The 21,575-nt window shown below is 69.5% G+C and carries 20 protein-coding genes; 8 read left to right on the top strand and 12 right to left on the bottom strand.

What is annotated here, in order from left to right:
* Positions 1-197: 197 nt before the first annotated feature.
* On the bottom strand, positions 198-1,628 hold the full coding sequence (ffh, locus tag PKA16_RS03090; RefSeq protein ID WP_324400285.1) for a signal recognition particle protein: 1,431 nt from the start codon (positions 1,626-1,628) through the stop codon (positions 198-200).
* A gap of 99 nt (positions 1,629-1,727) precedes the next feature.
* Between ffh and ccsA the strand changes: the two genes are divergently transcribed.
* Genes ccsA through ampD form a run of 5 tightly spaced genes read left to right on the top strand, consistent with a single transcriptional unit; the run spans position 1,728 to position 6,617 of the window.
* A complete protein-coding gene (gene ccsA, locus PKA16_RS03085; RefSeq protein WP_324400283.1) occupies positions 1,728-2,531 on the top strand; it encodes a cytochrome c biogenesis protein CcsA in 804 nt (267 codons plus the stop codon).
* Complete coding sequence (locus PKA16_RS03080; RefSeq protein WP_324400281.1) at positions 2,528-2,752, top strand: PP0621 family protein; 225 nt, start codon at positions 2,528-2,530, stop codon at positions 2,750-2,752. Before ccsA ends, PKA16_RS03080 begins: the two co-directional genes overlap by 4 nt.
* On the top strand, positions 2,745-4,499 hold the full coding sequence (locus PKA16_RS03075; RefSeq protein ID WP_324400279.1) for an ATP-binding protein: 1,755 nt from the start codon (positions 2,745-2,747) through the stop codon (positions 4,497-4,499). The genes PKA16_RS03080 and PKA16_RS03075 overlap by 8 nt, the downstream gene beginning before the upstream one ends.
* Entirely contained in the window at positions 4,496-6,037 is a 1,542-nt protein-coding gene (locus tag PKA16_RS03070) for a sigma-54 dependent transcriptional regulator (RefSeq protein WP_324400277.1), read from the top strand. The genes PKA16_RS03075 and PKA16_RS03070 overlap by 4 nt, the downstream gene beginning before the upstream one ends.
* Entirely contained in the window at positions 6,015-6,617 is a 603-nt protein-coding gene (gene ampD, locus PKA16_RS03065) for a 1,6-anhydro-N-acetylmuramyl-L-alanine amidase AmpD (RefSeq protein WP_324400274.1), read from the top strand. The genes PKA16_RS03070 and ampD overlap by 23 nt, the downstream gene beginning before the upstream one ends.
* Positions 6,618-7,313: 696 nt before the next feature.
* Here the strand turns inward: ampD and PKA16_RS03060 are convergent.
* The gene (locus PKA16_RS03060) at positions 7,314-7,697 is read right to left on the bottom strand and encodes a hypothetical protein (RefSeq protein ID WP_324400272.1); all 384 of its coding nucleotides are present in this window, start codon (positions 7,695-7,697) and stop codon (positions 7,314-7,316) included.
* Between the two features lie 308 nt (positions 7,698-8,005).
* On the opposite strand from PKA16_RS03060, the gene PKA16_RS03055 reads away from it, so the two are divergent.
* Positions 8,006-8,464: a histone gene (locus PKA16_RS03055; RefSeq protein ID WP_324400270.1), complete on the top strand. Its 459-nt coding sequence runs from the start codon at positions 8,006-8,008 to the stop codon at positions 8,462-8,464.
* A gap of 79 nt (positions 8,465-8,543) precedes the next feature.
* Here the strand turns inward: PKA16_RS03055 and PKA16_RS03050 are convergent, their stop codons facing one another.
* The 10 genes from PKA16_RS03050 to PKA16_RS03005 all read right to left on the bottom strand — a co-directional run bounded on the left by PKA16_RS03050 (position 8,544) and on the right by PKA16_RS03005 (position 19,359).
* Positions 8,544-9,449, bottom strand: coding sequence for a carbohydrate kinase family protein (locus PKA16_RS03050; protein ID WP_324400268.1), 906 nt, complete (start codon positions 9,447-9,449; stop codon positions 8,544-8,546).
* Between the two features lie 65 nt (positions 9,450-9,514).
* Positions 9,515-10,744: a zinc-ribbon and DUF3426 domain-containing protein gene (locus PKA16_RS03045; RefSeq protein ID WP_324400266.1), complete on the bottom strand. Its 1,230-nt coding sequence runs from the start codon at positions 10,742-10,744 to the stop codon at positions 9,515-9,517.
* A gap of 49 nt (positions 10,745-10,793) precedes the next feature.
* The gene (gene prmA / locus PKA16_RS03040) at positions 10,794-11,693 is read right to left on the bottom strand and encodes a 50S ribosomal protein L11 methyltransferase (RefSeq protein WP_324400264.1); all 900 of its coding nucleotides are present in this window, start codon (positions 11,691-11,693) and stop codon (positions 10,794-10,796) included.
* A gap of 28 nt (positions 11,694-11,721) precedes the next feature.
* Positions 11,722-13,071, bottom strand: a complete 1,350-nt coding sequence (gene accC, locus PKA16_RS03035; RefSeq protein ID WP_324400262.1) for an acetyl-CoA carboxylase biotin carboxylase subunit — start codon at positions 13,069-13,071, stop codon at positions 11,722-11,724.
* Positions 13,072-13,417: 346 nt separating this feature from the next.
* The gene (gene accB / locus PKA16_RS03030; protein WP_324400260.1) at positions 13,418-13,891 is read right to left on the bottom strand and encodes an acetyl-CoA carboxylase biotin carboxyl carrier protein; all 474 of its coding nucleotides are present in this window, start codon (positions 13,889-13,891) and stop codon (positions 13,418-13,420) included.
* A 91-nt stretch (positions 13,892-13,982) separates the two neighbouring features.
* Positions 13,983-14,522, bottom strand: coding sequence for a TlpA disulfide reductase family protein (locus PKA16_RS03025; RefSeq protein WP_324400258.1), 540 nt, complete (start codon positions 14,520-14,522; stop codon positions 13,983-13,985).
* Complete coding sequence (locus PKA16_RS03020) at positions 14,519-15,115, bottom strand: hypothetical protein (RefSeq protein ID WP_324400256.1); 597 nt, start codon at positions 15,113-15,115, stop codon at positions 14,519-14,521. The genes PKA16_RS03025 and PKA16_RS03020 overlap by 4 nt, the downstream gene beginning before the upstream one ends.
* 154 nt (positions 15,116-15,269) lie before the next feature.
* Positions 15,270-16,568, bottom strand: a complete 1,299-nt coding sequence (gene lysA / locus PKA16_RS03015; RefSeq protein ID WP_324400254.1) for a diaminopimelate decarboxylase — start codon at positions 16,566-16,568, stop codon at positions 15,270-15,272.
* Positions 16,565-16,795 (bottom strand): lipoprotein, encoded by a 231-nt coding sequence (locus PKA16_RS03010; RefSeq protein ID WP_324400252.1) that lies wholly within the window; start codon positions 16,793-16,795, stop codon positions 16,565-16,567. The genes lysA and PKA16_RS03010 overlap by 4 nt, the downstream gene beginning before the upstream one ends.
* A gap of 293 nt (positions 16,796-17,088) precedes the next feature.
* The gene (locus PKA16_RS03005) at positions 17,089-19,359 is read right to left on the bottom strand and encodes a penicillin-binding protein 1A (protein ID WP_324400325.1); all 2,271 of its coding nucleotides are present in this window, start codon (positions 19,357-19,359) and stop codon (positions 17,089-17,091) included.
* 473 nt (positions 19,360-19,832) lie between these two features.
* Here PKA16_RS03005 and PKA16_RS03000 point away from each other — a divergent pair, with 473 nt between their 5' ends.
* Complete coding sequence (locus PKA16_RS03000; protein ID WP_324400250.1) at positions 19,833-20,903, top strand: pilus assembly protein PilM; 1,071 nt, start codon at positions 19,833-19,835, stop codon at positions 20,901-20,903.
* Positions 20,900-21,523 (top strand): PilN domain-containing protein, encoded by a 624-nt coding sequence (locus PKA16_RS02995; RefSeq protein ID WP_324400248.1) that lies wholly within the window; start codon positions 20,900-20,902, stop codon positions 21,521-21,523. The genes PKA16_RS03000 and PKA16_RS02995 overlap by 4 nt, the downstream gene beginning before the upstream one ends.
* Positions 21,524-21,575: the final 52 nt, after the last annotated feature.

Raw genomic sequence — 21,575 nt, 5'->3', positions numbered from 1 at the left:
CTGCGGGAAGGGCGCGAAAAATCCAGATTCGTCCGGGTCGCGGCGTGCATCGGCTTCATCGGTTCACGGCGTGCGTGTCCGGGGTCTCGTGCGAAGCCGGCATCCGGTCGCTGCATTCGAGGGAACGCACGGGCCTGGGGTCCGCAAGAAAGAATCCCTGCCTTCCTTCGCATCCGACAACCCGTCACCCTTGCCTTTCAGCGCAGCGGTCGCTTGCCGCCACCGGGCCCGCCCAGGCCGGGCGGCAGTGGCGGCATGCCGCCGCCCAGCATGCCGGGCAGGCCGCCCTTGCCGCCACCCATGCGGCGCATCATCTTCATCAGCGCACCGCCCTTCATCTGTTTCATCATGCCCTGCATCTGCTCGAATTCCTTGAGCAGGCGGTTCACCTCCTGCACCTGCACGCCGGCGCCCTGGGCGATGCGGCGCTTGCGGCTGGCCTTGAGCAGTTCGGGCTTGCGCCGCTCCTCGGGCGTCATGCTGTTGATGATGCCTTCCTTGCGGCGCACGTCCTTCTCGGCGCGCGTGAGGTCGGCTTCGCTCGCCTTGGCCGCCATCTGAGTGGGCAGCTTGTCCATCAGGCTGGCCAGGCCACCCATCTGCTTCATCTGCTGGAGCTGGCCGAGGAAATCCTCGAGGTCGAAGCCGGCGCCCTTCTTGACCTTGTCGGCCAGCTTCTTGGCCGCTTCGATGTCCACATGGGCCGTGACCTGCTCGACCAGGGCCACGACGTCGCCCATGCCCAGGATGCGGCCGGCGTGGCGCTCGGCGTCGAATACCTCCAGGCCGTCGATCTTCTCGGACACACCGGCGAACTTGATCGGCGCGCCGGTGATCTGGCGCACCGACAGCGCGGCGCCGCCACGCGAATCGCCGTCCATCTTGGTCAGCACGATGCCCGTGAGCGGCAGCGCTTCCTTGAACGCCCTGGCGGTGTTGGCCGCGTCCTGGCCCTGCATGGCGTCGACCACGAACAGGGTCTCGACCGGGTTCAGCGCCGCGTGCAGGGCCTGGATCTCCCGCATCAGCGCCTCGTCGATCGCCAGGCGCCCCGCGGTGTCGACCAGCAGCACGTCGTAGAAGTGCTTCTTCGCATGGTCCAGCGCGGCGCGCGCGATCTCCTCGGGTTTCTGGTCCGGCGTCGAGGGAAACCAGTCGGCGCCGGCCTGGGCCGTCACGGTCTTGAGCTGCTCGATGGCGGCCGGGCGGTACACGTCGCCCGAGACCGTCAGCACCTTCTTCTTGCGCTTCTGGATCAGGTGGCGTGCCAGCTTGGCCGTGGTGGTGGTCTTGCCCGCGCCCTGCAGGCCGGCCATCAGGATCACGGCCGGCGGCTGGGCCGCCAGGTTGATGTCTGCCACGCCCTCGCCCATGGTGGCGGCGAGTTCGCGGTTGACGATGCCGACCAGCGCCTGGCCGGGCTTGAGGCTGCCCAGCACCTCCTGGCCCAGCGCCTTGTCCTTGACGCGGGCGATGAAGTCGCGCACCACCGGCAGCGCGACGTCGGCTTCGAGCAGGGCCATGCGCACCTCGCGCAGCATGTCCTGCACGTTCGATTCGGTGATGCGGGCCTGGCCGCTGATCTTCTTGACCAGGCCGGAGAGTCTGTCGGTGAGGGCGGAGGCCATGCGAGTCCCGCGCGCGCTGGCGCACTGAAGGCGAAAAGCTGTGAAAAACGGCAGCCTACCCAACCGCCGGGGGAGGGGGCGAACCGCTAAACTCCGCTCATGATACTAGCCAGTGCCTCTCCGATCGGGCTGCTGCTCGGCGGCGCGGCCGCGCTGGCCTATGCGGTGCCGGCACTCGCGGCGCGCGCCATCGGCGCCATCACGGCGCGCCGCGTGCTGGTGGCGGCCTGGGTGCTGCACGGCCTGCAGCTGGCCTGGACCCTGGTGGTGGAGGCGCCGCGCTTCGGCTTCGCCCAGACGCTGTCGATCACGGTCTGGCTGGTGCTCACCGTGTACGCGATCGAAAGCCGGCTCTACCCCCGCATGCCGGCGCGCTGGGCGCTGGCCGGCTTCGGCACCGTGACCATCGTGCTGGCGCTGCTGTTTCCAGGCGCGCCGCTGCCCGAGACTTCGTCGCCGATGCTGGGCCTGCACTGGGCCCTGGGCCTGGCCGCCTACGGCCTGTTTGCCGCCGCCGTGGCGCACGGCTGGCTGATGAACCGCGCCGAGCGTCAGATGCGCCACGCTGCGGACGCGGGCGGCGTGCCGCTGCTGACGCTCGAACGCCTGATGTTCCGCTTCATCTGGGCCGGCTTCATCCTGCTCACGCTGACGCTGCTGGCGGGCCTGTTCTTTGGCGAACAGCTCTACGGGTCGGCGCACATCGGCTGGCGCTGGACGCACAAGAACGTGTTCACCGTGCTGTCCTGGGCGGTGTTCGCGGTGCTGCTGCTCGGTCGCTGGCGCTTCGGCTGGCGCGGCCGGCACGCCGTGCACGTGCTGTATGCGGGCGCGGCCCTGCTGCTGCTCGGCTACGCGGGCTCGCGCTTCGTGATGGAAGTGCTGCTCGGGCGCGCGCCATGAAGCTGCTGGTGGTGCTGCTGGCGCTGCTGCTGGGCGTCTGGTTGTGGCGGCGCGGGCAGCGCGCGCGCGTGCAGGGCGGGGGCCAGCGGCCGGGCGCCGCGCCACAGCCGATGATCCGCTGCGCGCATTGCGGCGTGCACCTGCCGCGCGACGGCGCGGTGGCCGGGCGCGCCGGGCTCTACTGTTCGGCGGAGCATCGCCGGGAGGCCGAAGGTGACTGAGCCTTCGTTTGGCGCGCCGTCCTGGTTTGGCGCGGTCTCGCCACCGCTGCGCGCGCCGGGCACTGCGGCGAGCGCGGCCGCGCTCTCGCAGATCGACCCCACCGGTTTCGATCGCCTGTGGCGCTCCTTCATGTCGGCGCGCGTGCTGCTGGCACTGGCGCTGCTGGGACTGCAGCTCAGCGCCCATGGGTTGGGCCAGCCGGTGCCGCTGTGGCTCGCCGGCGCCAGCCTGGGCTACGTGGTGCTGACGGTGCTGGCGCGCCTGCTGGCGCGGCCGCGCGGGCCGGGGCGCTCGTTTGATTCGCAGTGGCTGTTCACCGCCGGCGTCGACCTGCTGTATTTCGGCGTGCTGCACGGCCAGCAGGTGGCGGGCATCCAGTACACGCCGCTGCTGGCGCTGCCGGTGCTGATGGCGGCGATCCTCGGCTCGCGCGCTCTCGCGCTGGGCACGGCGGCGCTGGCGGCCCTGGTGTTGCTGGGTGATGCCACGATCGGCGCGCGTGGCGTGCTGTCGGGCAGCACGACGGAACTGGCGCAGGCGGGCCTGCTGGGCGCTGGCCTGCTGGCGCTGGCCTGGCTCACCAACACGCTGGCGATGCGCCTGTCGCGCGAGCAGGAACAGGGACGACGCACACGCGCCGAGGCGCAGCTCCAGTCGCTCGTCAACAACCTGGTGATCGAGGCGCTGGACGATGGCGTGCTGGTGGTCGATGCGCGCTACACGGTGCGGGCCGCCAACCCGGCGGCGCACCGCATGCTGGGCTCGGACCAGGAGGTGACCCCCGACGTGTTCAGCCTGGCCGACAGCCCGGTGTGGATCCAGCTCATGGACGTGGTGCGCCTGACCTTCCTGCACGAAGCGGTGGAGGCGGTTGATGTGATCCTGCACCATGAGGATCGGCACGCCGTGCGCCTGCGCGTGCGCACCGAGCGCACGCCGTCAATGGGCACGCAGGGCGCCGAGCTGTGCGTGATGTTCCTGCAGGACCTGCGCGAGATGGAGGCGCGCCTGCGCACCGAGAAGCTGGCCTCGATGGGTCGCATGTCGGCGGCCGTGGCGCACGAGCTGCGCAATCCGCTGGCCGCGATCAGCCAGGCCAATGCGCTGCTGGCCGAGGAGCTGGCGCAGCCGGGCCAGCAGCGGCTCACCGCCATGATCCGGCAGAACGCCGAACGCCTGGCGCACATCGTCGATGACGTGCTGGACGTGGCGCGCGCACAGGGCCCGTCCGACCCGTGCGAGGTGGTGGACCTGCACGAGGAGGTCGAAGCCTTCGTGGACGAATGGGCGGCGCAGCACCGCACGGGCGCGCGCCTGCAACTCGAGCTGCTGGCACCGGACCTCCTGGTCCAGTTCGAGCGCGAGCACCTGCGGCGCGTGCTGGTCAACCTGCTGGACAACGCCGCCCGCTATGCCAGCGATCGGCCCGGTGCGATCCAGGTGGTGACCCAGGCGATTCGTCACGGCCCGGTGGTGCTGGCGGTGTGGAGCGATGGCGCACCGATGGAACCCTCCGTCGAACGCCACCTGTTCGAGCCCTTCTTCTCGTCCGAGAGCCGCTCCAGCGGCCTGGGCCTGTACATCTGCCGCGAGCTGTGCGAGCGCCATGGCGCCAGCATTGCGTACGAGCGCACGTCGCGCGCGCAGCAGGAACGCATGGTGGAAGGCAACGAGTTCTTCGTGCGCTTTCGGCGTGCGCCCGGCGGTCATTCAAGCTGGAACCTGGAGGAATTGGCGAACCCATGACGGCGGATCTCGCGGCCACTCCCGCGCGCGTGCTGGTGATCGACGACGAGCCGGACCTGTGCACGCTGTATGAACTCACGCTGCTGCGCGAAGGACACGAGGTGCGGACCGCCGGGTCCGTGGCCGAGGCGCGTGCGCGGCTGCGCGACGAGACCTTCGACGTGGTGATCTCGGACATGCGCCTGCCGGATGGCGAGGGACTGGAGATCCTGCATGAGCTGGCCGAGGCGCAGCGTCGCGAGCGCTGCATCGTGATCACTGCCTACGGCTCGGCCGAGAACGCGGTCGAGGCGCTCAAGAGCGGTGCCTTCGACTACCTGACCAAGCCGGTCGACCTCAAGCAGTTCCGCAGCATCGTGCGCGCTGCGGCGCAGACATCCAGCCCGGCCGCGACGCCGGCCCCGCCGGCCAGCGCCGAACCCGCGCCCGCTTCGGGTGCGGCGGTGCCGGCCGCGGGGCGTGCCGCACCGGCGGCGCACGGCGCTGCGGCGCTGGCGCGCCTGGTCGGCGATTCGGCAGCAATGCGCTCGGTCAAGCGGCGCATCGCCAAGGTCGCGCGCAGCATGGCGCCGGTGCTGGTGCACGGCGAATCGGGCACTGGCAAGGAGCTGGTGGCGCAGGCCATCCATGCCTGCAGCCATCGCAGCGCCGGTCCCTTCGTGCCGGTCAACTGCGGCGCGATCCCGGAAAGCCTGCTGGAGGCCGAGTTCTTCGGCGCACGCAAGGGTTCCTACACCGGCGCCACGCAGGACCGGGATGGCTTCTTCCAGGCCGCGGCTGGCGGCACCCTGTTCCTCGACGAGATCGGCGACCTGCCGCTGGCGATGCAGGCGAAGCTGCTGCGCGCGATCCAGGAGCGGCGCGTGCGGCCGCTGGGCGCGACCCAGGAGGAGCCGGTCGACGTGCGCATCGTCAGCGCCACGCACAAGCAACTGGCGGCCGAGGTGCAGGCCGGACGCTTCCGGCAGGACCTGTACTACCGGTTGAACGTGATCGAGGTGGTGCTGCCGCCGCTGCGCGACCGGCGCGAGGACATCCCCGCGATCTGCGAGGTGCTGCTGGCCCGCATTGCGGCCGAGTCGGGCGGCGAGCCGATCGAGCTGGCCCCCGAGCAACTGGCGGATATCGCCGCCGCGCCGCTCAAGGGCAACGTGCGCGAGCTGGAGAACCTGCTGTACCGCGCGGTGGCGCTGGGCGGCGGCCGCGACTCCGCCTTCGGCGGACTGGCGCCCCTGGGTGGCCTGGTCGAGCCGCCCGCGTCGCATCCCGGACCCGAGCCCGAACCCGAGGCCATCGCCCCGGAGCCGCGATCCCCTGGCCCGACCCCGGCGCGTGCCGGGGAGTTGCCGCAGGACCTGGGCGCCTGGCTGGACGCCCAGGAGCGTGCGATGCTGGTGCGCGCGCTCGACGAGACCGGCTTCAACCGCACGGCCGCAGCGGCCCGCCTGGGCCTGAACCTGCGCCAGATCCGCTATCGCATGGCGCGCCTGGGCATCACGGCGCCCTCGGGCGACGATGGTGACCCGGGCGACTCCTGAAGCTGTGGCGCCCTGGCAGGGTGGCTGGCATGCGCGCGCGCGCCACCTGCCGTCGCCCAACCGTGGCAAGCGTCCGGCGGCGACGCCGATCTCGCTCATCGTGGTGCACTCGATCAGCCTGCCGCCGGGGTCGTTCGGTGGTGCCTTCGTGCAGGCGCTGTTCACCAACACGCTGGACTGGGATGCCCACCCCTGGTTCCAGCAGATTCGCGGCATCGAGGTGTCGGCGCATTTCTATGTGCGGCGCAGCGGCGCGCTGTGGCAATTCGTCTCGTGCGACGAGCGGGCCTGGCATGCGGGCAGGTCCTGCTATCGCGGACGTGCGAACTGCAACGACTTCTCGATCGGCATCGAACTGGAGGGGCTCGAGGGCGGGCGTTTCACGGCGGCGCAGTACAAGCGGCTCGGGCGCTTGTGCAGCGATCTCGCCGCGCGATATCCGATCGATGCGATTGCCGGCCACGAGCACATCGCGCCAGGGCGCAAGCACGACCCTGGCCCCGGGTTCGACTGGTCGCGGCTGCAGGCGGGGCTCGGCTGGCCCGCCGCGTGGTTCCCGACGGGCGTGCTGGACGGGTGACGCGACACCCGCTGTGGCACTGCGCTCCACGTGCGCGCCGCCGGAGGCTCTTCGGCCGCCGGTACCGCGTCGTTCCCTGCGCCACGGGCAATGAGGGCAGCGTGAAGACAACGTTGAGCAAGTCCCTTGCGCGCGACGCATCCTCGCCTGCAGCGATCGGCGACATTGCAAGTGCTCGCGATAGCGGTGGCTGTTGCTGCACCTTGCGTCTTGCATCCCATCCCAAGGCAGGGCGCGCCACATCACGGAGACTTGTTCAGCGTCGCCTGAAGAACGGCGCGGACGCCACGGCGCCGAGTCGCGCGCGGAGCCCGCAGGGCCGTGCCGCCGCAACCCGCCGCGACAGGCTGCACGCCGCCTTCCATTCCGCCGCCGCGCACCCTGCCCGCGTGTCGTGCCGGGTGCGCTCCATCCCCACGAATCGATCGTGAGGTTCGACGCAGCGAGCCTGTGCTTCTTGTCAGACGCGCGTCGACGACGCGCGCATGCCGGTGGCTTGAACCCCGGTCCCGCACCTGGATGCGCCCGACAGCCGAGTGCGATCGAAGTGCCAACCGTCGACGTGCACGCGTGTCTTGGGACATTCGCCAGCGGTCGACTGCCCGACCTGGGTTGACGGTGCGAAGGGACGCGCGACCGCGTGCCGCAGCGCGCCGAGCGAACACGTCGGGGCGCTTCATCGCGCACGCCAACGGCTCACGCGATGCCTGCCTGCAACACAAACGCCACACCGATCGATGCACCGCGCGCACAAATGCTTTGCATTTTGTTGCGATGCTCCCATAATCGGAGCATCGAGCCATCATGTCGAACCGCAACGCCACCCATCGTGCATCCGTGCTGCGGCCACGCCTGCAGCCGTGGCTGTCCTCGCCGGTTGCGCGCATCGCGGATCGCACCCGGAACTCCGCGGCGCTTGCCGTCGCGGCAGGCATGCCAGGCGTGGCTGGAGTCCGTGGGTGCTGCGGCTCGCGCCACCACGCGGGCGAGCAGCACGGCCTCTTTCAGCCCACGCGCCGAGCCGGTCAGGCGGCACCGCGTCGTCGTGGCCTGGCGACGGACGTGTGATTCATTGCTCATGATCGTGCTGAACGTCCGTTTCCCACGATTCACTGTTGAGCCTTCGCACGCCCGCTTCGGCGCCGTCGGCGAACGTTCATCGGCGTGCGCCGCCGCGCACGCTGCCGATGCCGGGCAGGCGGCCGGGCATCCTCTGTGTGTTCATCGAATTGGTCCCTTGCCATGGGCTGCCGTGCGGCAGTGCGCAGGGGCTGCCCGCGTTCATGTTCCTGGGTCCCGCGGGTCCAGATGCATGAATCGCTTCGTGCGTTGCGATCGGCGAAGCGCTCCCTGTAGTTGAACGTTCAATTTCGATCGAGGAGAAAAAAATGGCAACTGCGAAGAAACCGGCGGCGAAGAAGGCGGCACCGGCCAAGAAGGCGGCACCGGCGAAGAAGGCCGCACCGGCCAAGAAGGCCGCACCGGCCAAGAAGGCGGCACCGGCCAAGAAGGCGGCACCGGCGAAGAAGGCGGCACCGGCCAAGAAGGCGGCACCGGCGAAGAAGGCCGCACCGGCCAAGAAGGCCGCACCGGCCAAGAAGGCGGCACCGGCCAAGAAGGCGGCACCGGCCAAGAAGGCCGCACCGGCGAAGAAGGCCGCACCAGCCAAGAAGGCCGCGCCAGCCAAGAAGGCCGCGCCAGCCAAGAAGGCCGCGCCAGCCAAGAAGGCGGCACCGGCGAAGAAGGCCGCGCCGGCGAAGAAGGCCGCGCCGGCGAAGAAGGCGGCGCCCAAGACCACGCTCAGCCCGCAGGCTGCGTGGCCGTTCCCGACCGCCAGCAAGCCCTGACGGTTTGTGGCGCCGGCCAGGCCGGCTGCCCCAAGGCCCGCGCATGAGCCCGCTCACGCGCGGGCTTTTTCATGACCGGTCAGGCTGCGTCCCGGACGCCGGCGTCGAGCGTGTAGTTCTGCGGTCCGCGCGAGGCAACCTTGATGGCGCCGACGCGGTTGCCCAGGGCCGCGCAGCGCGCCAGCGGCCAGCCCTGCTCGAGGCCGTGCAGCAGGGCGCCGCGCCAGGCGTCGCCGCAGCCGGTCGGGTCGACCACCGCGCTGGCGGTGATGCCGGGGACGTGGGTGCGGTGCCCGTCCTCCCACAGGTCGCAGCCCTGGGCGCCACGCGTCACCACCAGGCCACGCACGCGGCGCGACAGTTCGGCCAGGTCGATGCCGATGCGGTCGCACAGCATGCGACCCTCGTAATCGTTGACGGCGACCCAGGTGGCGAGCCTGACGAAATGCGCGAGTTCGGTGCCATCGAACATCGGCAGGCCCTGGCCGGGGTCGAACACGAAGGGGATGCCGGCGGCGTGGAACTGTTCGGCATGCTCGAGCATGGCCTCGCGGCCATCGGGCGAGATGATCCCGAGCCGGATGTCGGGCCGACGCGGCACCTGCGTGACGTGGGCCTGCATCATGGCGCCGGGGTGGAAGGCCGTGATCTGGTTGTTGTCGCGGTCGGTCATGATCATGGCCTGCGCGGTGTAGCTGCCTTCGATCTCGCGCACGAATTCGGTGTCGATGCCGAGCGACCGCAGGCGCTGCAGGTAGCCGACCCCGTCCTGGCCGATGGTTGCCATCGGCAGGGGCGTGCCACCGAGCTGGCGCATGGCGTACGCGATGTTGCCGGCGCAGCCGCCAAAGTCGCGCCGCAGGCTGGGCACCAGGAACGACACATTCAGGATGTGCAGCTGGTCGGGCAGGATCTGGCTCGCGAACTGGCCCTCGAAGCCCATGATGGTGTCGAAGGCCAGTGAACCGCAGATGAGGGAGGCCATGGTGGTCGGGTGTGGGTGGGTCGGGGCGATCGGCGCCGGCGTGCACGCCCGCGTGCTTCGGGCCGTCAGGGATAGAAGGCGGTCAGGCGGTAGTTGACGATGGCCTGGGGCTGCGCCGTGGTCGCGACCGTGAGCTCGCGCGTTCCGTCGAACTCGCCGTGCGCCGCCAGCGCGGGGGGCGCGCCGAATTCCTCCGGCTGCAACACGCGGCGCACCAGCACCTGGCCGGTGACGTCGGTCAGCGCCAGTTCGAGCGCGGGCGTGGCCACCGGCAGGTCGGCATTGTTGTGCAGCGTGACCGTGAAGCGGAAGCGCTCGGCGTCGATGCGGTTGAAGCCCGAGCCGTCGATCACGATGGCCTCGAGCCTGCGGTACGGCGCGACCTGGCACTGCAAGGGCCGGCACAACGCCTGCAGCAGAGGCTGCAGCGCCGGGTAGCGGGCCGCCAGCCAGTCACGTTGCTGCACGGTCCACTGGCCGAGCAGGCCCAGCGCCAGCAACAGCAGGGCGATCCACAGCAGGCCGCGCATGGGGCGCGACTGCCAGCGCGCGCGCCGCCTCGATTGCGCCACGAAGGAGGGCACTTCGGCCATCGCGTCGGGGATCCCGGGTGCCTCGAGTTCGGGTGCATCGGGTTCTGCGGGCGGGGGCGTCGGGCTGTCCTGGGCGACGCCGGGTTCGCGCTCGCTGGAGGCGCCGGGTTCGCGCCAGTCCGGGTCGGCCGTGAAGTCGCTCGCGCTGTGGGAATCGTCCGGCTCCCAGGTTGGCTCGTCACCGGAGCGCAGCACCGGCGTGGGCGGGTTGACCAGCAGGTCCTGCTCCAATTGGGCGAACCGGCGCGCGATGGGAATGGCCGCTTCGGGCGTCAGGTACACGGGCGCTTCGTGCGCGGCTTCGATGCCGGGATCTGCTGCAACGCCGATGTCGCTGGCCGCAGCGGCGTCGGGCGGGGACGCCGGTTCGGATGGCCACATCAATCCGGGCGCTGGCGCGGGTACGGGCTCGGATTCGGGCTCCGGTTCGGATTCCGGTTCGGATTCCGGTTCGGCCTCGGGTTCGGACTCAGATTCGTTGCGGGTCAGTCGGTCGGCCGCGTCGGCCTGTTCCATGCGCGCGCCGGGCACATGCGGCGGCTGGGCGGGCGTGCTGGCCGGAACCGAGTCGAGCAGTTGTGCCGTGCCATCGAAGACCACGCCGCACTGGCCGCAACGTACCCAGCCCGAGGCGATCCTGAGCTGGTCGGGCACGACCTTGAACACGGTCTCGCAAGCGGGGCAGCGGGTGGTCAGGCTCATGGCTGCGCCGATTGTAGGCAGCCGCAGGTTCCGTGCCGCGGTGGGCGGGTCAGCGCGGCAAAGCCCCGCGCTCGGCGGCAAGCAGCACCCAGCCGTCGTCCCGATCGGTCGCCTGCAGCTCGAGCCAGGGGCGGTAGGCCTGCTGCAATTCCTCGGTCTGGCGCTCCAGCACGCCGGCCAGGACCAGCTGGCCGCCTGGCGCGACCAGGTCGGACAGCAGCGGCGCGAGCAGCTTGAGCGGCGTCGCCAGGATGTTGGCGAGCACCAGGTGGTACGGCCCGCGGGCCTGGTCGGGCAGGCCGATCCGGTCCAGCGAGACGGCATTGCTGGCTGCGTTGTCGCGCGTCGACTGGACCGCGGCCGGATCGATGTCGACCGCGTCGACCGAGGCAGCGCCATGCAGTGCGGCACCGAGCGCCAGGATGCCCGAGCCGCAGCCATAGTCGAGCACGCGCGGCCCGACCGGCGCGTGGGTGGCGATCCAGCGCAGGCACATGCGCGTGGTCGGATGCGTGCCGGTGCCGAACGCCAGGCCCGGATCGAGCCGGATCACGCGCCGCGCCGCCGCCGGCACGGCGTGCCAGCTCGGCACGATCCAGAAATCGTCGGTGATGGCGACCGGCTCGAATTGCGACTGCGTCAGGCGCACCCAGTCCTGCTCGGGCAGCGCCTCGACGCCCAGGATACGGCTGGTGGCGAAGAAGTCCTGCGCCGCCAGCCAGTCGGCCGCCGCGCGCGCGCCGGCTTCTTCGGCAAACAGGGCCGAGACCAGGTTCCAGGTCCAGCCGGGCGCCGGCGGCGGCAGGCCGGGCTCGCCGAACAGCGCGCGCTCGCCCGCGCTGTCGGCGTCGGCATCATGGGTGCTGACGCTCAGCGCGTCCAGCGCCAGCAGGGCGTCGCCGACGGACTCGACCGCGGCCTCGGGACAGCGCAGGCGCAACTCGAACATCGATGGCAGGCGATGCGGCGGGCGCGGCCTAGCGCTGGCGCTCGCTCAGCCACTGCTCGAGGTAGTGGATGTTGGTGCCGCCCTCGCGGAAGCGCGCGTCCACCATCAGCTCCTTGTGCAGCGGGATGTTCGTCTGGATACCCTCGACCACCGTCTCCAGGAGGGCGGTCTGCATGCGCGCGATGGCCTGCTCGCGCGTGTCGCCATAGACGATGATCTTGCCGATCATGGAGTCGTAGTTCGGCGGCACGAAGTAGTTGTTGTAGACGTGCGAGTCGACCCGCACGCCCGGGCCGCCCGGAGCATGCCACAGCGTGATGCGCCCGGGCGAGGGCGTGAACTTGAACGGATCCTCGGCGTTGATGCGGCACTCGATCGCATGGCCCTTGATCTGGATCTGGCGCTGCGTGACCGGCAGCTTCTCGCCCGCCGCGATCAGGATCTGCGCGCGCACGATGTCGACGCCGGTGATCCATTCGGTCACCGGGTGCTCGACCTGCACGCGCGTGTTCATCTCGATGAAGTAGAACTCGCCGTTCTCGTACAGGAACTCGAAGGTGCCGGCGCCGCGGTAGCCGATCTTCTTGCAGGCCGCGACGCAGCGCTCGCCGATGCGCTCGATCTGGCGGCGCGGGATGCCCGGCGCCGGTGCCTCCTCGATCACCTTCTGGTGGCGCCGCTGCATCGAGCAGTCGCGCTCGCCGAGGTACACCGCGCCGCGGTGCTTGTCGGCCAGGATCTGGATCTCGATGTGGCGCGGGTTCTGCAGGTACTTCTCCATGTAGACCGCCGGGTTGTTGAAGGCCGCCGCGGCCTCCGCCCGGGTCATCTGGACGGCGCTGAGCAGGGCGGCCTCGGTGTGCACCACGCGCATGCCGCGCCCGCCGCCGCCGCCAGCGGCCTTGATGATGACCGGATAGCCGATCGACTTGGCGATGCGCCGGATCGCCGCCGGCTCCTCCGGAAGTTCCCCGTCCGAGCCTGGCACGCAGGGCACGCCGGCCTTGGTCATGGCCTGCTTGGCCGAGACCTTGTCGCCCATGATGCGGATCGACTGCGGCGTCGGGCCGATGAACTGGAAGCCGCTTTGCTCCACGCGCTCGGCGAAGTCGGCGTTCTCGCTGAGGAAGCCGTAGCCCGGGTGGATTGCTTCGGCATCGGTCACCTCGGCGGCCGAGATGATGGCCGGCATGTTGAGGTAGCTTTGCCCCGACGGTGGCGGCCCGATGCAGACCGCCTCGTCGGCCAGACGCACGTACTTGGCGTCCTTGTCGGCCTCGGAATAGACCATCACGGCCTTGACGCCGAGCTCGCGGCAGGCGCGCTGGATGCGGAGGGCGATTTCGCCGCGGTTGGCGACCAGGATCTTCTTAAACATGTGTGCTCCCGCGGCTCATCGCCCACGCGCTGGCGCGCGCCAGGGCGGTTTGCTTCGCCTGGCCTGCGGCCAGAGCGCCGCGGTTGGCGACCAGGATCTTCTTAAACATGTGTGCTCCCGCGGCTCATCGCCCACGCGCTGGCGCGCGCCAGGGCGGTCTGCTTCGCCTGGCCTGCGGCCAGAGCGCCGCGGTTGGCGACCAGGATTCTCTTAGACATCTGTGCTCCGGCGACTGGTCGCCCGCGCACGGCTGCGTGCGCGGGCGGTTGGATTCGTTGGGCGGGCGACCGGATCGCCCCGATCGGCGCTCCGTGTCGGCCGGGTCATCAGCGACTCCGCGGCCCGGTCACTCGATCACGAACAGCGGCTGGCCGAACTCCACCGCCTGGCCGTTCTCGCACAGCACCTGCGTGACCGTGCCGGCCTTCTCGGCCTCGATTTCGTTGAGGATCTTCATCGCCTCGATGATGCACAGCGGGTCGCCTTCGGCCACCTTCTGGCCCACCTCGGCAAACGGCTGGGCCCCCGGGCTGGCGGCGCGATAGAAGGTGCCGACCATCGGGGACTTGACGACGAAGCCGCTCGCGGACTCCGGTGCCGCGGCCGCCGGGGTGGTGGCGTCGGTGACGGCCGGTGTCGCTGCTGCGGGCGCGGTGGCGGCCACCGGCGTCACCGCTGGGGCCATGACCATGGTGGGCAGGGCAGGCGTGGGGCTTGCCTTCACGATGCGCACCTTGCCCTCGGCTTCGGTGATCTCGAGTTCCGAGACGTTCGACTCGGAGACCAGATCGATCAGGGTTTTGAGTTTGCGGAGATCCATGGATGTCTCGTGCTTAATTCACGTCATCTTAGCGAGTTTTGGCGCAATTGAGAGCCGATTTGACTGAGAATTCAAAGACTGCCATCGGCCTTCACCGGAGCCAGTAATCCAGGTCGGATGGCTTCAATTGCCCCAGTTTTCGATGACGAAGGGTGCCGCTTGCGTCGAATACGACGGTAAATGGCAATCCGCCGCCGTTGTTGCCCAGTTCCTTCGTCAGGTTCACGGCCGACAGATCGGCCAGCGCAACGGGAAAACTCACCGGTGCGCGCTCCAGGAAGCGTCGCACCGGTTCGGCCTGGTCGATGGCGATGCCCACCATCTGCCAGCCCTGGTCCTTCTTCTGGGTGTAGGTGCGACTCAGCAGTGGCAATTCCTCCACGCAGGGTGGGCACCAGGTCGCCCAGAAGTTGAGCAGCAGGGGACGCCCCTTGAGGCTCGCCAGCGCCAGTGTCCCGCCATCGGGCGTCGGGAAGCTGTGCTGCCAGACTCCGCCCGTGTCGGCCTCGCCCAGGCTGTGGCGGCGCCAGCCGACGGCCACACCCGCGGCCACCGCGACGACGCCCGCTGCAGCCAGCAGCCAGCCACGGCGGGCGGGTTGGGCGATTTCGGGGCTTGCGGTCGAATTCATGGGGTGGCCTCCAGTTGCAGGCGCTGCAGCAGCGCCTGCCGATCACCACGCGGCGGCTGGCCGCCGCCACTCGGCTTGAGCGCGCCGCGCACGTCGTCATGGTCGCGGATCATCAGGTGGATGCCGATGGTTTCCTCGAGTTCGGGGCAGCGCGCCGCGATGCTGAGCACGCCGGTCTGCGCGCCACGCGCGTCCTGGTGCGCCTCGGCGTGGTAGGGAATGCCCAGATTGAGCAGGGCGATCTCGGGCGATTTGGGGTCGTCGCAGAACAGGTCAAGGTGGATGTCGGAGTGGCGCGTGGCCGTGCCGTTCCAGACGGCGCCGACCAGGTGCGGGCGGAATTCCGCCAGGCGCTCCATCCAGTCCAGCGCGAGCCGGCGCAGCGCCGCCAGTTCGCGCGGCTGGGTGTCGGCGTGAAACAGGTTCAGATAGGCGCGCACCTCGTCTTCCAGCTGCTGGTTGTCGGGCAGGCGCGCACGGGCCGAAGCACCGAGCAACTTCTGGGCGCGCCGCTTGGCGTTGCCGTAATCCAGGCCGTCTTCCACCACCAGGCGTGCCGCCGTGGCCGCGATCTCGCGCATCAGCGTATCCATGCCCCGATTGTGCCCGCAGATGCTGGGGCCGTGCCCCCGCACGATCGATCGCGCGGCGGTGAACAGGCAAGTGCGGCGGGCACGGAGGAAGGCGCGGGGTTCCTTCGCGTCCCTCGCGCCCGGCAGTGCACGACCGCGTGCGGCCTTGCAGGGCTCAGACCAGTTCGTCGCGCCAGAGATCGGCGAGCTGCTCGCGCCGGCGGATCAGGCGCGCCTGGCTGCCGTCCACCAGCACTTCGGCGGCGCGCGTGCGGCTGTTGTAGTTGCTGGCCATGCTCATGCAGTAGGCACCGGCCGAGAGCACCGCCAGCCGGTCGCCCGCGCGCACGGCGAGGGCGCGGTCACGCCCGAGCCAGTCGCCGCTCTCGCAAACCGGGCCGACGACGTCCCAGGTCAGGGTTGCCGACTGCGGTGCGGCTTCGCGCAACGGCACGATGGCGTGCCAAGCCTGGTACAGGGCCGGACGCGGCAGGTCGTTCATGGCCGCGTCGACGATGCAGAAGTTTTTTTGCTCGCCCGGCTTGAGGTAGAGCACCTCGGTCAGGCAGACGCCGGCATTGCCGACCAGGGAGCGCCCGGGCTCGATCACCAGCGCGCGCTGGCCATGGCCGCGTGCGTCCAGGCGTGCCAGCAACGCGGCCCACAGGGCGTCGGCGGCAGGCGGCGACTCGCCCTGGTAGTCGATGCCCAGGCCGCCGCCGAAGTCGATGTGGTGGATCGGGATGCCGTCCGCCTCGATCGCCTCGACCAGCTCCAGCAGCCGGTCCATGGCTTCCAGGTAAGGCCCGACCTCGGTGATCTGCGAGCCGATGTGGCAGTCGATGCCGGTCACGCGCAGCCCCGGCAGGCCGCGCGCGTGGCGATAGGCCTGCAGCGCCTGGTCGTGCGCGATGCCGAACTTGTTGCCCTTCAGTCCGGTCGAGATGTAGGGGTGGGTGTGGGCATCGACGTTCGGGTTGACGCGGATGCTGATCGGCGCCACGCGGCCGCAGTCGCGCGCCACGCGGTCCAGCTGGTCGAGCTCGGCCAGGCTTTCGACGTTGAAGCAGCGGATGCCGACCTCCAGCGCGCGCCGCATTTCGGCCGGTGTCTTGCCGATGCCGGAAAACACGATCTTGCCCGCCACGCCGCCCGCCGCCAGCACGCGCTCGAGTTCGCCGCCCGACACGATGTCGAAGCCGCAGCCGGCTTCGCCCAGCAGCTTGAGGATCGCGAGCGAGGAGTTGGCCTTGACCGCATAGCAGATCAGGGCATCGCGTCCGGCCAGGCCGCGCTGGTAGGCTGCCAGGGCCGCCAGGATGGCGGCACGCGAATAAACGAACAGCGGCGTGCCGTGGGTCGTGGCGAGCTGGTCGAGCGCCACGCCCTCCAGCTGCAGCTCGCCGCCTTGCCAGGCCAGGAAGGGCGCGCCAGGCAGGCGGGCGCGCGGAGGGTCGACGGTTTGTGGCTTCATTCAGCGTCCGGCAGGTCGGGCAGGGGCGGCGGGGCCGCGGGCGGCTGGCTCGTCGGCGTGGCGGGCGCGGCGGTGGCGCCGCCAAACACCGTTTGCGGCAGGGTGGCGCGCTGGGCTGCCGCCGGGGTGTTCGGGATGTACAGCGCCCCCTTCTGTCCGCAGGCCGTCAGCAACAGGATGGCAGCCAGCCCCGGTGCGGCAAGGCGCGGAATTCGGAGCAGCAGCATGAGGAAAATTCTAAGGCAACGCCGAGCAGGTCACCGTGATGATGCGCGCCGTGCATGGGGATGGCATGCAAGGCACGGCTCGAGTGCGGCGCGGGGTGATCGTGCGGCACCAACTTGCCGCGCCAACCGGAATTCGACCTGCAGCGACGCAGCAACCCGGACATGCCCTCGCCTGGCATCCCATCGGTTCGTCGGTCTCCGCGTCGTGTGCCACAACGGCTCTGCAAGGGCCGAGGCTCGGTCGTTTCCGGGTGCCGGCGGCCGGATCCCCGGATCACGGGGGAGCGGCCTTGTCAATCCTTGAACAGGTCCAGGATGCGATTGCGTTCGGTGGACGGCGCCGACGGTGCAAGGCCGCCCAGGCCTTCCCGTTCGAGCGGGTCGGGCTCGAGGCCGGCGCCGTCGAGGTTGCGGATGCCTTCGCCGCGTGCGGTCTCGTCGTAGACCCAGTCGTCGCCGAGTCGCGTCACGCCGGCCGGCGGGGTCAGCTGGGCGACGGGCACGCCCTTGAGCGCGGTCTGCATGAAGTTGATCCAGATCGGCAGGGCCAGGCCGCCGCCGGTCTCGCGGCTGCCCAGGTTGCGCGGCGTGTCATAGCCGATCCAGACCGAGGCCACCAGGGTCGGCTGGTAACCGGTGAACCAGGCATCCATGGAGTCGTTGGTGGTGCCGGTCTTGCCGCCCAGGTCCGGGCGCTTGAGCGTGCCCTGGGCGCGCGCCGCAGTGCCGCTGCGCGCCACTTCCTGCAGCATGGTGTTCATGATGAAGGCATTGCGTGCGTCGATCGCACGGCTGGCCTGCGCCGGCGCGGCGGGCTGGGTCTCGACCAGCACCTTGCCGGACTGGTCGGCGATGCGGGTGATCAGGTAGGGACTGACCCGATAGCCGCCGTTGGCGAACACGCCGAAGCCGGCCGCCATCTGCATCGGCGTCACCGAACCGGCGCCCAGCGCCATCGTGAGGTAGGGCGGGTGCTTGTCGGCGTCGAAGCCGAAGCGCGCCACCCAGTCCTGGGCCACCTGCGGCGTGATCGACTGCAGCACGCGGATCGAGATCATGTTGCGCGAACGCGCCAGGCCGCGTTTCAGCGTCATGGGGCCTTCGAAGCCGCCTTCGTAGTTCTTCGGCTCCCAGGGCTGGCCGCCGGTGACGCTGCTGTCGAAGAACAGCGGCGTGTCGTTGACGATGGTGACCGGCGAGAAACCCTGTTCCAGGGCCGCCGAGTAGATGAACGGCTTGAAACCCGAGCCCGGTTGGCGCCAGGCCTGGGTGACGTGGTTGAACTTGTTCTTGGCGAAATCAAAGCCGCCCACCAGGGCCTTGACCGCGCCGTTGCGCGGATCCAGCGCGACCAGCGCGCCTTCGACTTCCGGCAGCTGGGCCGTCTCCCAAGTGCCGGCATCCGTCTCGACCACGCGGATCACGGCGCCCGGGCGCACCTGGATCGCCGGCGCCGCGCGCGCCGCCAGCCCCGATTGCGCTGCCAGCAGGCCCTTGCCTGTGATCTCGATGGTCTCGCGGTTGTCGCGCTGCGCGACGATCTTGCGCGGACTGGCCTCCAGCACCACGGCCGCCTTCAGCTCGCCCATCTCGGGCGCCGCCGCCAGTGCGTCGTCGATGGCTTCGGCGCGGGCCGCCGCGTCCTTGGGCAGTTCGACGTATTTCTCCGGGCCCCGGTAGACCTGGCGGCGCTCGTAGTCGAGGATGCCCCGGCGCAGCGCGGCATAGGCCGCGGCCTGGTCAGCGGCCTGGATCGAGGTATACACGTTCAGTCCGCGCGTATAGGCCTCGTCGCCGTACTGGGCATGCACCAGCTGGCGCACCATCTCGGCCACGTACTCGGCATGCACGCCGTTGGATTCACCGGCCGGCCGGATGTGGAGCTCCTCGGTCTTGGCCTGCGCCGCCTGCTCGGCGCTGATGAAGCCGTTCTCGGCCATGCGATCGATGATGTAGAGCTGGCGCGAGCGCGCGCGCGCGAAGTTGGCGATCGGGTTGGCGGTGGACGGAAACTTCGGGATGCCGGCCAGCATCGCGGCCTCGGCCACCGAGAGCTGCTTGAGCGGCTTGCCGAAATAGGTTTCCGACGCGGCCGCGAAGCCGTAGGCACGGTTGCCCAGGAAGATCTGATTCATGTAGATCTCGAGGATCTGATCCTTGCTCAGCAGGTGCTCGAGCTTGAACGTCAGCAGCATCTCGTAGATCTTGCGCGTGTAGGTCTTCTCCGACGAGAGGTAGACGTTGCGCGCCACCTGCATGGTGATGGTGGAAGCGCCCTGGCTCTTTTCGCGCCCGAGGTTGGCCAGCGCCGCGCGCAGCACGCCCAGGTAATCGATGCCGCCGTGCTCGTAGAAGCGGGCGTCCTCCACCGCCAGCACGGCGTCCTTCATGACCTGGGGAATCTGCGCGATCGGCGTCAGGTTGCGTCGCTCCTCACCGAATTCGCCGATCAGGCGCCCTTCGGCCGTGTAGACGCGCAGCGGCAGCTTGGGCCGGTAGTTGGACAGCTCCGAAACATCGGGCAGGTTCGGGTAGGCGATCGCCAGCGCCATCAGGACGGCCATGGCCAGGGCGGCTGCGCCAGCCAGGGCCAGGCCGCCTGTCCACGCCACGGTCCTGACAAGCAGGAGCGCCCAGCGTGGGGGGCGCGATGGCTGCCGCTTCTTGCGGCGGGAGTCGGTCGAAGAGGGCATCTTGGGTTGGAGTCGGGGCCGGACGGCACGCGGGCGCGCGGGGCAGCGCCATCCGGCATCGTGCGGCGTTCCCGGCGCGCGCACGCCACGATCACAGACGCGCGCTGGTCCGGTGCGGCATTGTCGCGTGGATGCGGCCGGGGCAGGTGTAGCTCTGAGGTTGCGTGCGTATCCAGTTGCCAGGAAGTGTCATTCCGGGCTTATTCGTCGGTTTTTGACAACGCGCAACTCGAAATCCTGTGCACTTTTCCTTTTTTGATCTCAAAGCTTGCTGGTAGCATTCCGAGCACTTCTTAAGTGTGTTCTACTTGTGCAATAGAAAGTAACAGGATACGGTCTTCATCATGGGCTCGTTGTTCGATCGTCAGCCCGCCCCGATGGTGGGGCTGGACGTCAGTCCATCCAGCGTCAAGCTGGTGGAACTGACCAAGGACCGCTCCGGTGCATTGACACTGGAACGCTGCGCCATCGAGCCGATCGAGCGCGGCTGGATCACCGACGGCAACATCGAGAACTTCGATGAAATCGTCGAGGCGGCGCGCCGCCTGATCAAGCGCAGCGGCACCAAGGCCAGGGAGGTGGCGATGGCGCTGCCGACCTCGGTCGTGATCAGCAAGAAGATCATTTTACCGGGTGGCCTGTCCGAGCGTGAAATGGAAGTGCAGGTCGAGTCCGAGGCCAACCAGTACATCCCCTTCTCGCTGGACGAGGTGAGCCTTGACTTCTGCATCATCGGGCCGAGCAGCAGTTCGGTCGGCGACGTCGAGGTGATGCTTGCCGCCTCTCGCAAGGAGAAGGTCGAGGATCGCCAGGGGCTGGCGGAGGCGATCGGCCTGGCGCCCGTCATCATGGACGTCGAATCCTACGCCTCGCGCCTGGCGGCCAGCCGCGTGATCGAGCGCATGCCGGGCAGCGCCATGGACGCGGTGATCGCGCTGTTCGAGATCGGTGGCGTGTCGTCCACGCTGCAGGTGTTGCGGGGTGAGGAACTCCTGTATGAGCGCGAACAGGGCTTCGGCGGCGCCCAGCTGACCCAGATGCTGGTGCGCCAGTACGGCTTCACGCTGGAGGAGGCCGAGGCCAAGAAGCGCGCGGGCGAACTGCCGGAGGACTACGCCGAGGTGGTGCTGGCGCCCTTCGTCGAGCAACTGGCGCAGGAAGTCGAGCGGGCGCTCAAGTTCTTCTTCACCAGCACGCCGCACAACCGGATCGACTACATCCTGCTGGCCGGCGGCAGCGCCACCCTGCACGGCCTGACCGAGGCGATCACGGACCACACGTCCTATCCGTGCCAGGTCATCAACCCCTTTGACGGCATGGTCATTGGCCGTGGCGTGCGCGAGAAACGGCTGCTGCGCGAGGCACCGTCCTATCTCACCGCGTGCGGGCTGGCCATGCGGAGGTTTCTGCGATGATTCTGATCAACCTGCTGCCGCACCGAGAGATGGCGCGCCAGCGCGCGCGCCAGCTGTTCCACGTGTCGCTGGTGGCCTCGCTGGTGGTCGGCGCGCTGATTGCCGGGGGCGTCTACGTCTGGTATCAGAACGAGATCGAGCAGCAGCAAGGCCGCAACGCCTTCCTGACCGCCGAGATCGGCAAGCTCGACCAGCAGATCAAGGAGGTCGCCAGCCTGCAGGAGGAAATCGCGGCCCTGAAGGCGCGCCAGGAGGCGGTGGAGAACCTGCAGGCCGACCGCAACATGCCGGTGCACCTGCTCAACGAGGCGGTCAGCCAGCTGCCCGACGGGCTCTACCTGGACAAGATCAAGCAGGAAGGCCAGAACGTCCTGATCGAGGGCCTGGCGCAATCCAACGAACGCGTCTCGGAGCTGCTGCGCAACCTCTCGCGCAACAGCGAGTGGATGGCCAAGCCTGAACTGATCGAGATCGTGGCCAAGAACATCACGCTGACGCAGCGCGAGCAGCGCCGCGTCTACAACTTCAAGGTCCGGGTGCAACTGCTGCGGGCCAGCGACGTCAAGTCGGCGGCGCCCGAGCAGCCTGCCGGCGCGCGCCCGGCCAACGTCCCTGCCTGATCGGAGTGCCGGCATCATGGCTCGCAAATCCAAATCCTCTGCTGCAAGCGTC

This window comes from Ottowia sp., assembly GCF_035325765.1.
GTDB lineage: Bacteria > Pseudomonadota > Gammaproteobacteria > Burkholderiales > Burkholderiaceae_C > Ottowia.
This window is presented reverse-complemented; position numbering and strand designations above follow the sequence as displayed.

Excerpts from the sequence above, each read along its gene's own strand:
- ampD (WP_324400274.1), top strand. The coding sequence starts at position 6,015 with ATGGTGACCCGGGCGACTCCTGAAGCTGTGGCGCCCTGGCAGGGTGGC.
- PKA16_RS02995 (WP_324400248.1), top strand. The coding sequence starts at position 20,900 with ATGATTCTGATCAACCTGCTGCCGCACCGAGAGATGGCGCGCCAGCGC.
- PKA16_RS03045 (WP_324400266.1), bottom strand. The coding sequence starts at position 10,744 with ATGAGCCTGACCACCCGCTGCCCCGCTTGCGAGACCGTGTTCAAGGTC.
- prmA (WP_324400264.1), bottom strand. The coding sequence starts at position 11,693 with ATGTTCGAGTTGCGCCTGCGCTGTCCCGAGGCCGCGGTCGAGTCCGTC.
- PKA16_RS03080 (WP_324400281.1), top strand. The coding sequence starts at position 2,528 with ATGAAGCTGCTGGTGGTGCTGCTGGCGCTGCTGCTGGGCGTCTGGTTG.
- PKA16_RS03000 (WP_324400250.1), top strand. The coding sequence starts at position 19,833 with ATGGGCTCGTTGTTCGATCGTCAGCCCGCCCCGATGGTGGGGCTGGAC.
- ccsA (WP_324400283.1), top strand. The coding sequence starts at position 1,728 with ATGATACTAGCCAGTGCCTCTCCGATCGGGCTGCTGCTCGGCGGCGCG.
- accB (WP_324400260.1), bottom strand. The coding sequence starts at position 13,891 with ATGGATCTCCGCAAACTCAAAACCCTGATCGATCTGGTCTCCGAGTCG.
- lysA (WP_324400254.1), bottom strand. The coding sequence starts at position 16,568 with ATGAAGCCACAAACCGTCGACCCTCCGCGCGCCCGCCTGCCTGGCGCG.
- PKA16_RS03070 (WP_324400277.1), top strand. The coding sequence starts at position 4,496 with ATGACGGCGGATCTCGCGGCCACTCCCGCGCGCGTGCTGGTGATCGAC.
- PKA16_RS03060 (WP_324400272.1), bottom strand. The coding sequence starts at position 7,697 with ATGAGCAATGAATCACACGTCCGTCGCCAGGCCACGACGACGCGGTGC.
- ffh (WP_324400285.1), bottom strand. The coding sequence starts at position 1,628 with ATGGCCTCCGCCCTCACCGACAGACTCTCCGGCCTGGTCAAGAAGATC.
- PKA16_RS03005 (WP_324400325.1), bottom strand. The coding sequence starts at position 19,359 with ATGGCCGTCCTGATGGCGCTGGCGATCGCCTACCCGAACCTGCCCGAT.
- PKA16_RS03025 (WP_324400258.1), bottom strand. The coding sequence starts at position 14,522 with ATGAATTCGACCGCAAGCCCCGAAATCGCCCAACCCGCCCGCCGTGGC.
- accC (WP_324400262.1), bottom strand. The coding sequence starts at position 13,071 with ATGTTTAAGAAGATCCTGGTCGCCAACCGCGGCGAAATCGCCCTCCGC.
- PKA16_RS03055 (WP_324400270.1), top strand. The coding sequence starts at position 8,006 with ATGGCAACTGCGAAGAAACCGGCGGCGAAGAAGGCGGCACCGGCCAAG.
- PKA16_RS03020 (WP_324400256.1), bottom strand. The coding sequence starts at position 15,115 with ATGGATACGCTGATGCGCGAGATCGCGGCCACGGCGGCACGCCTGGTG.
- PKA16_RS03010 (WP_324400252.1), bottom strand. The coding sequence starts at position 16,795 with ATGCTGCTGCTCCGAATTCCGCGCCTTGCCGCACCGGGGCTGGCTGCC.
- PKA16_RS03050 (WP_324400268.1), bottom strand. The coding sequence starts at position 9,449 with ATGGCCTCCCTCATCTGCGGTTCACTGGCCTTCGACACCATCATGGGC.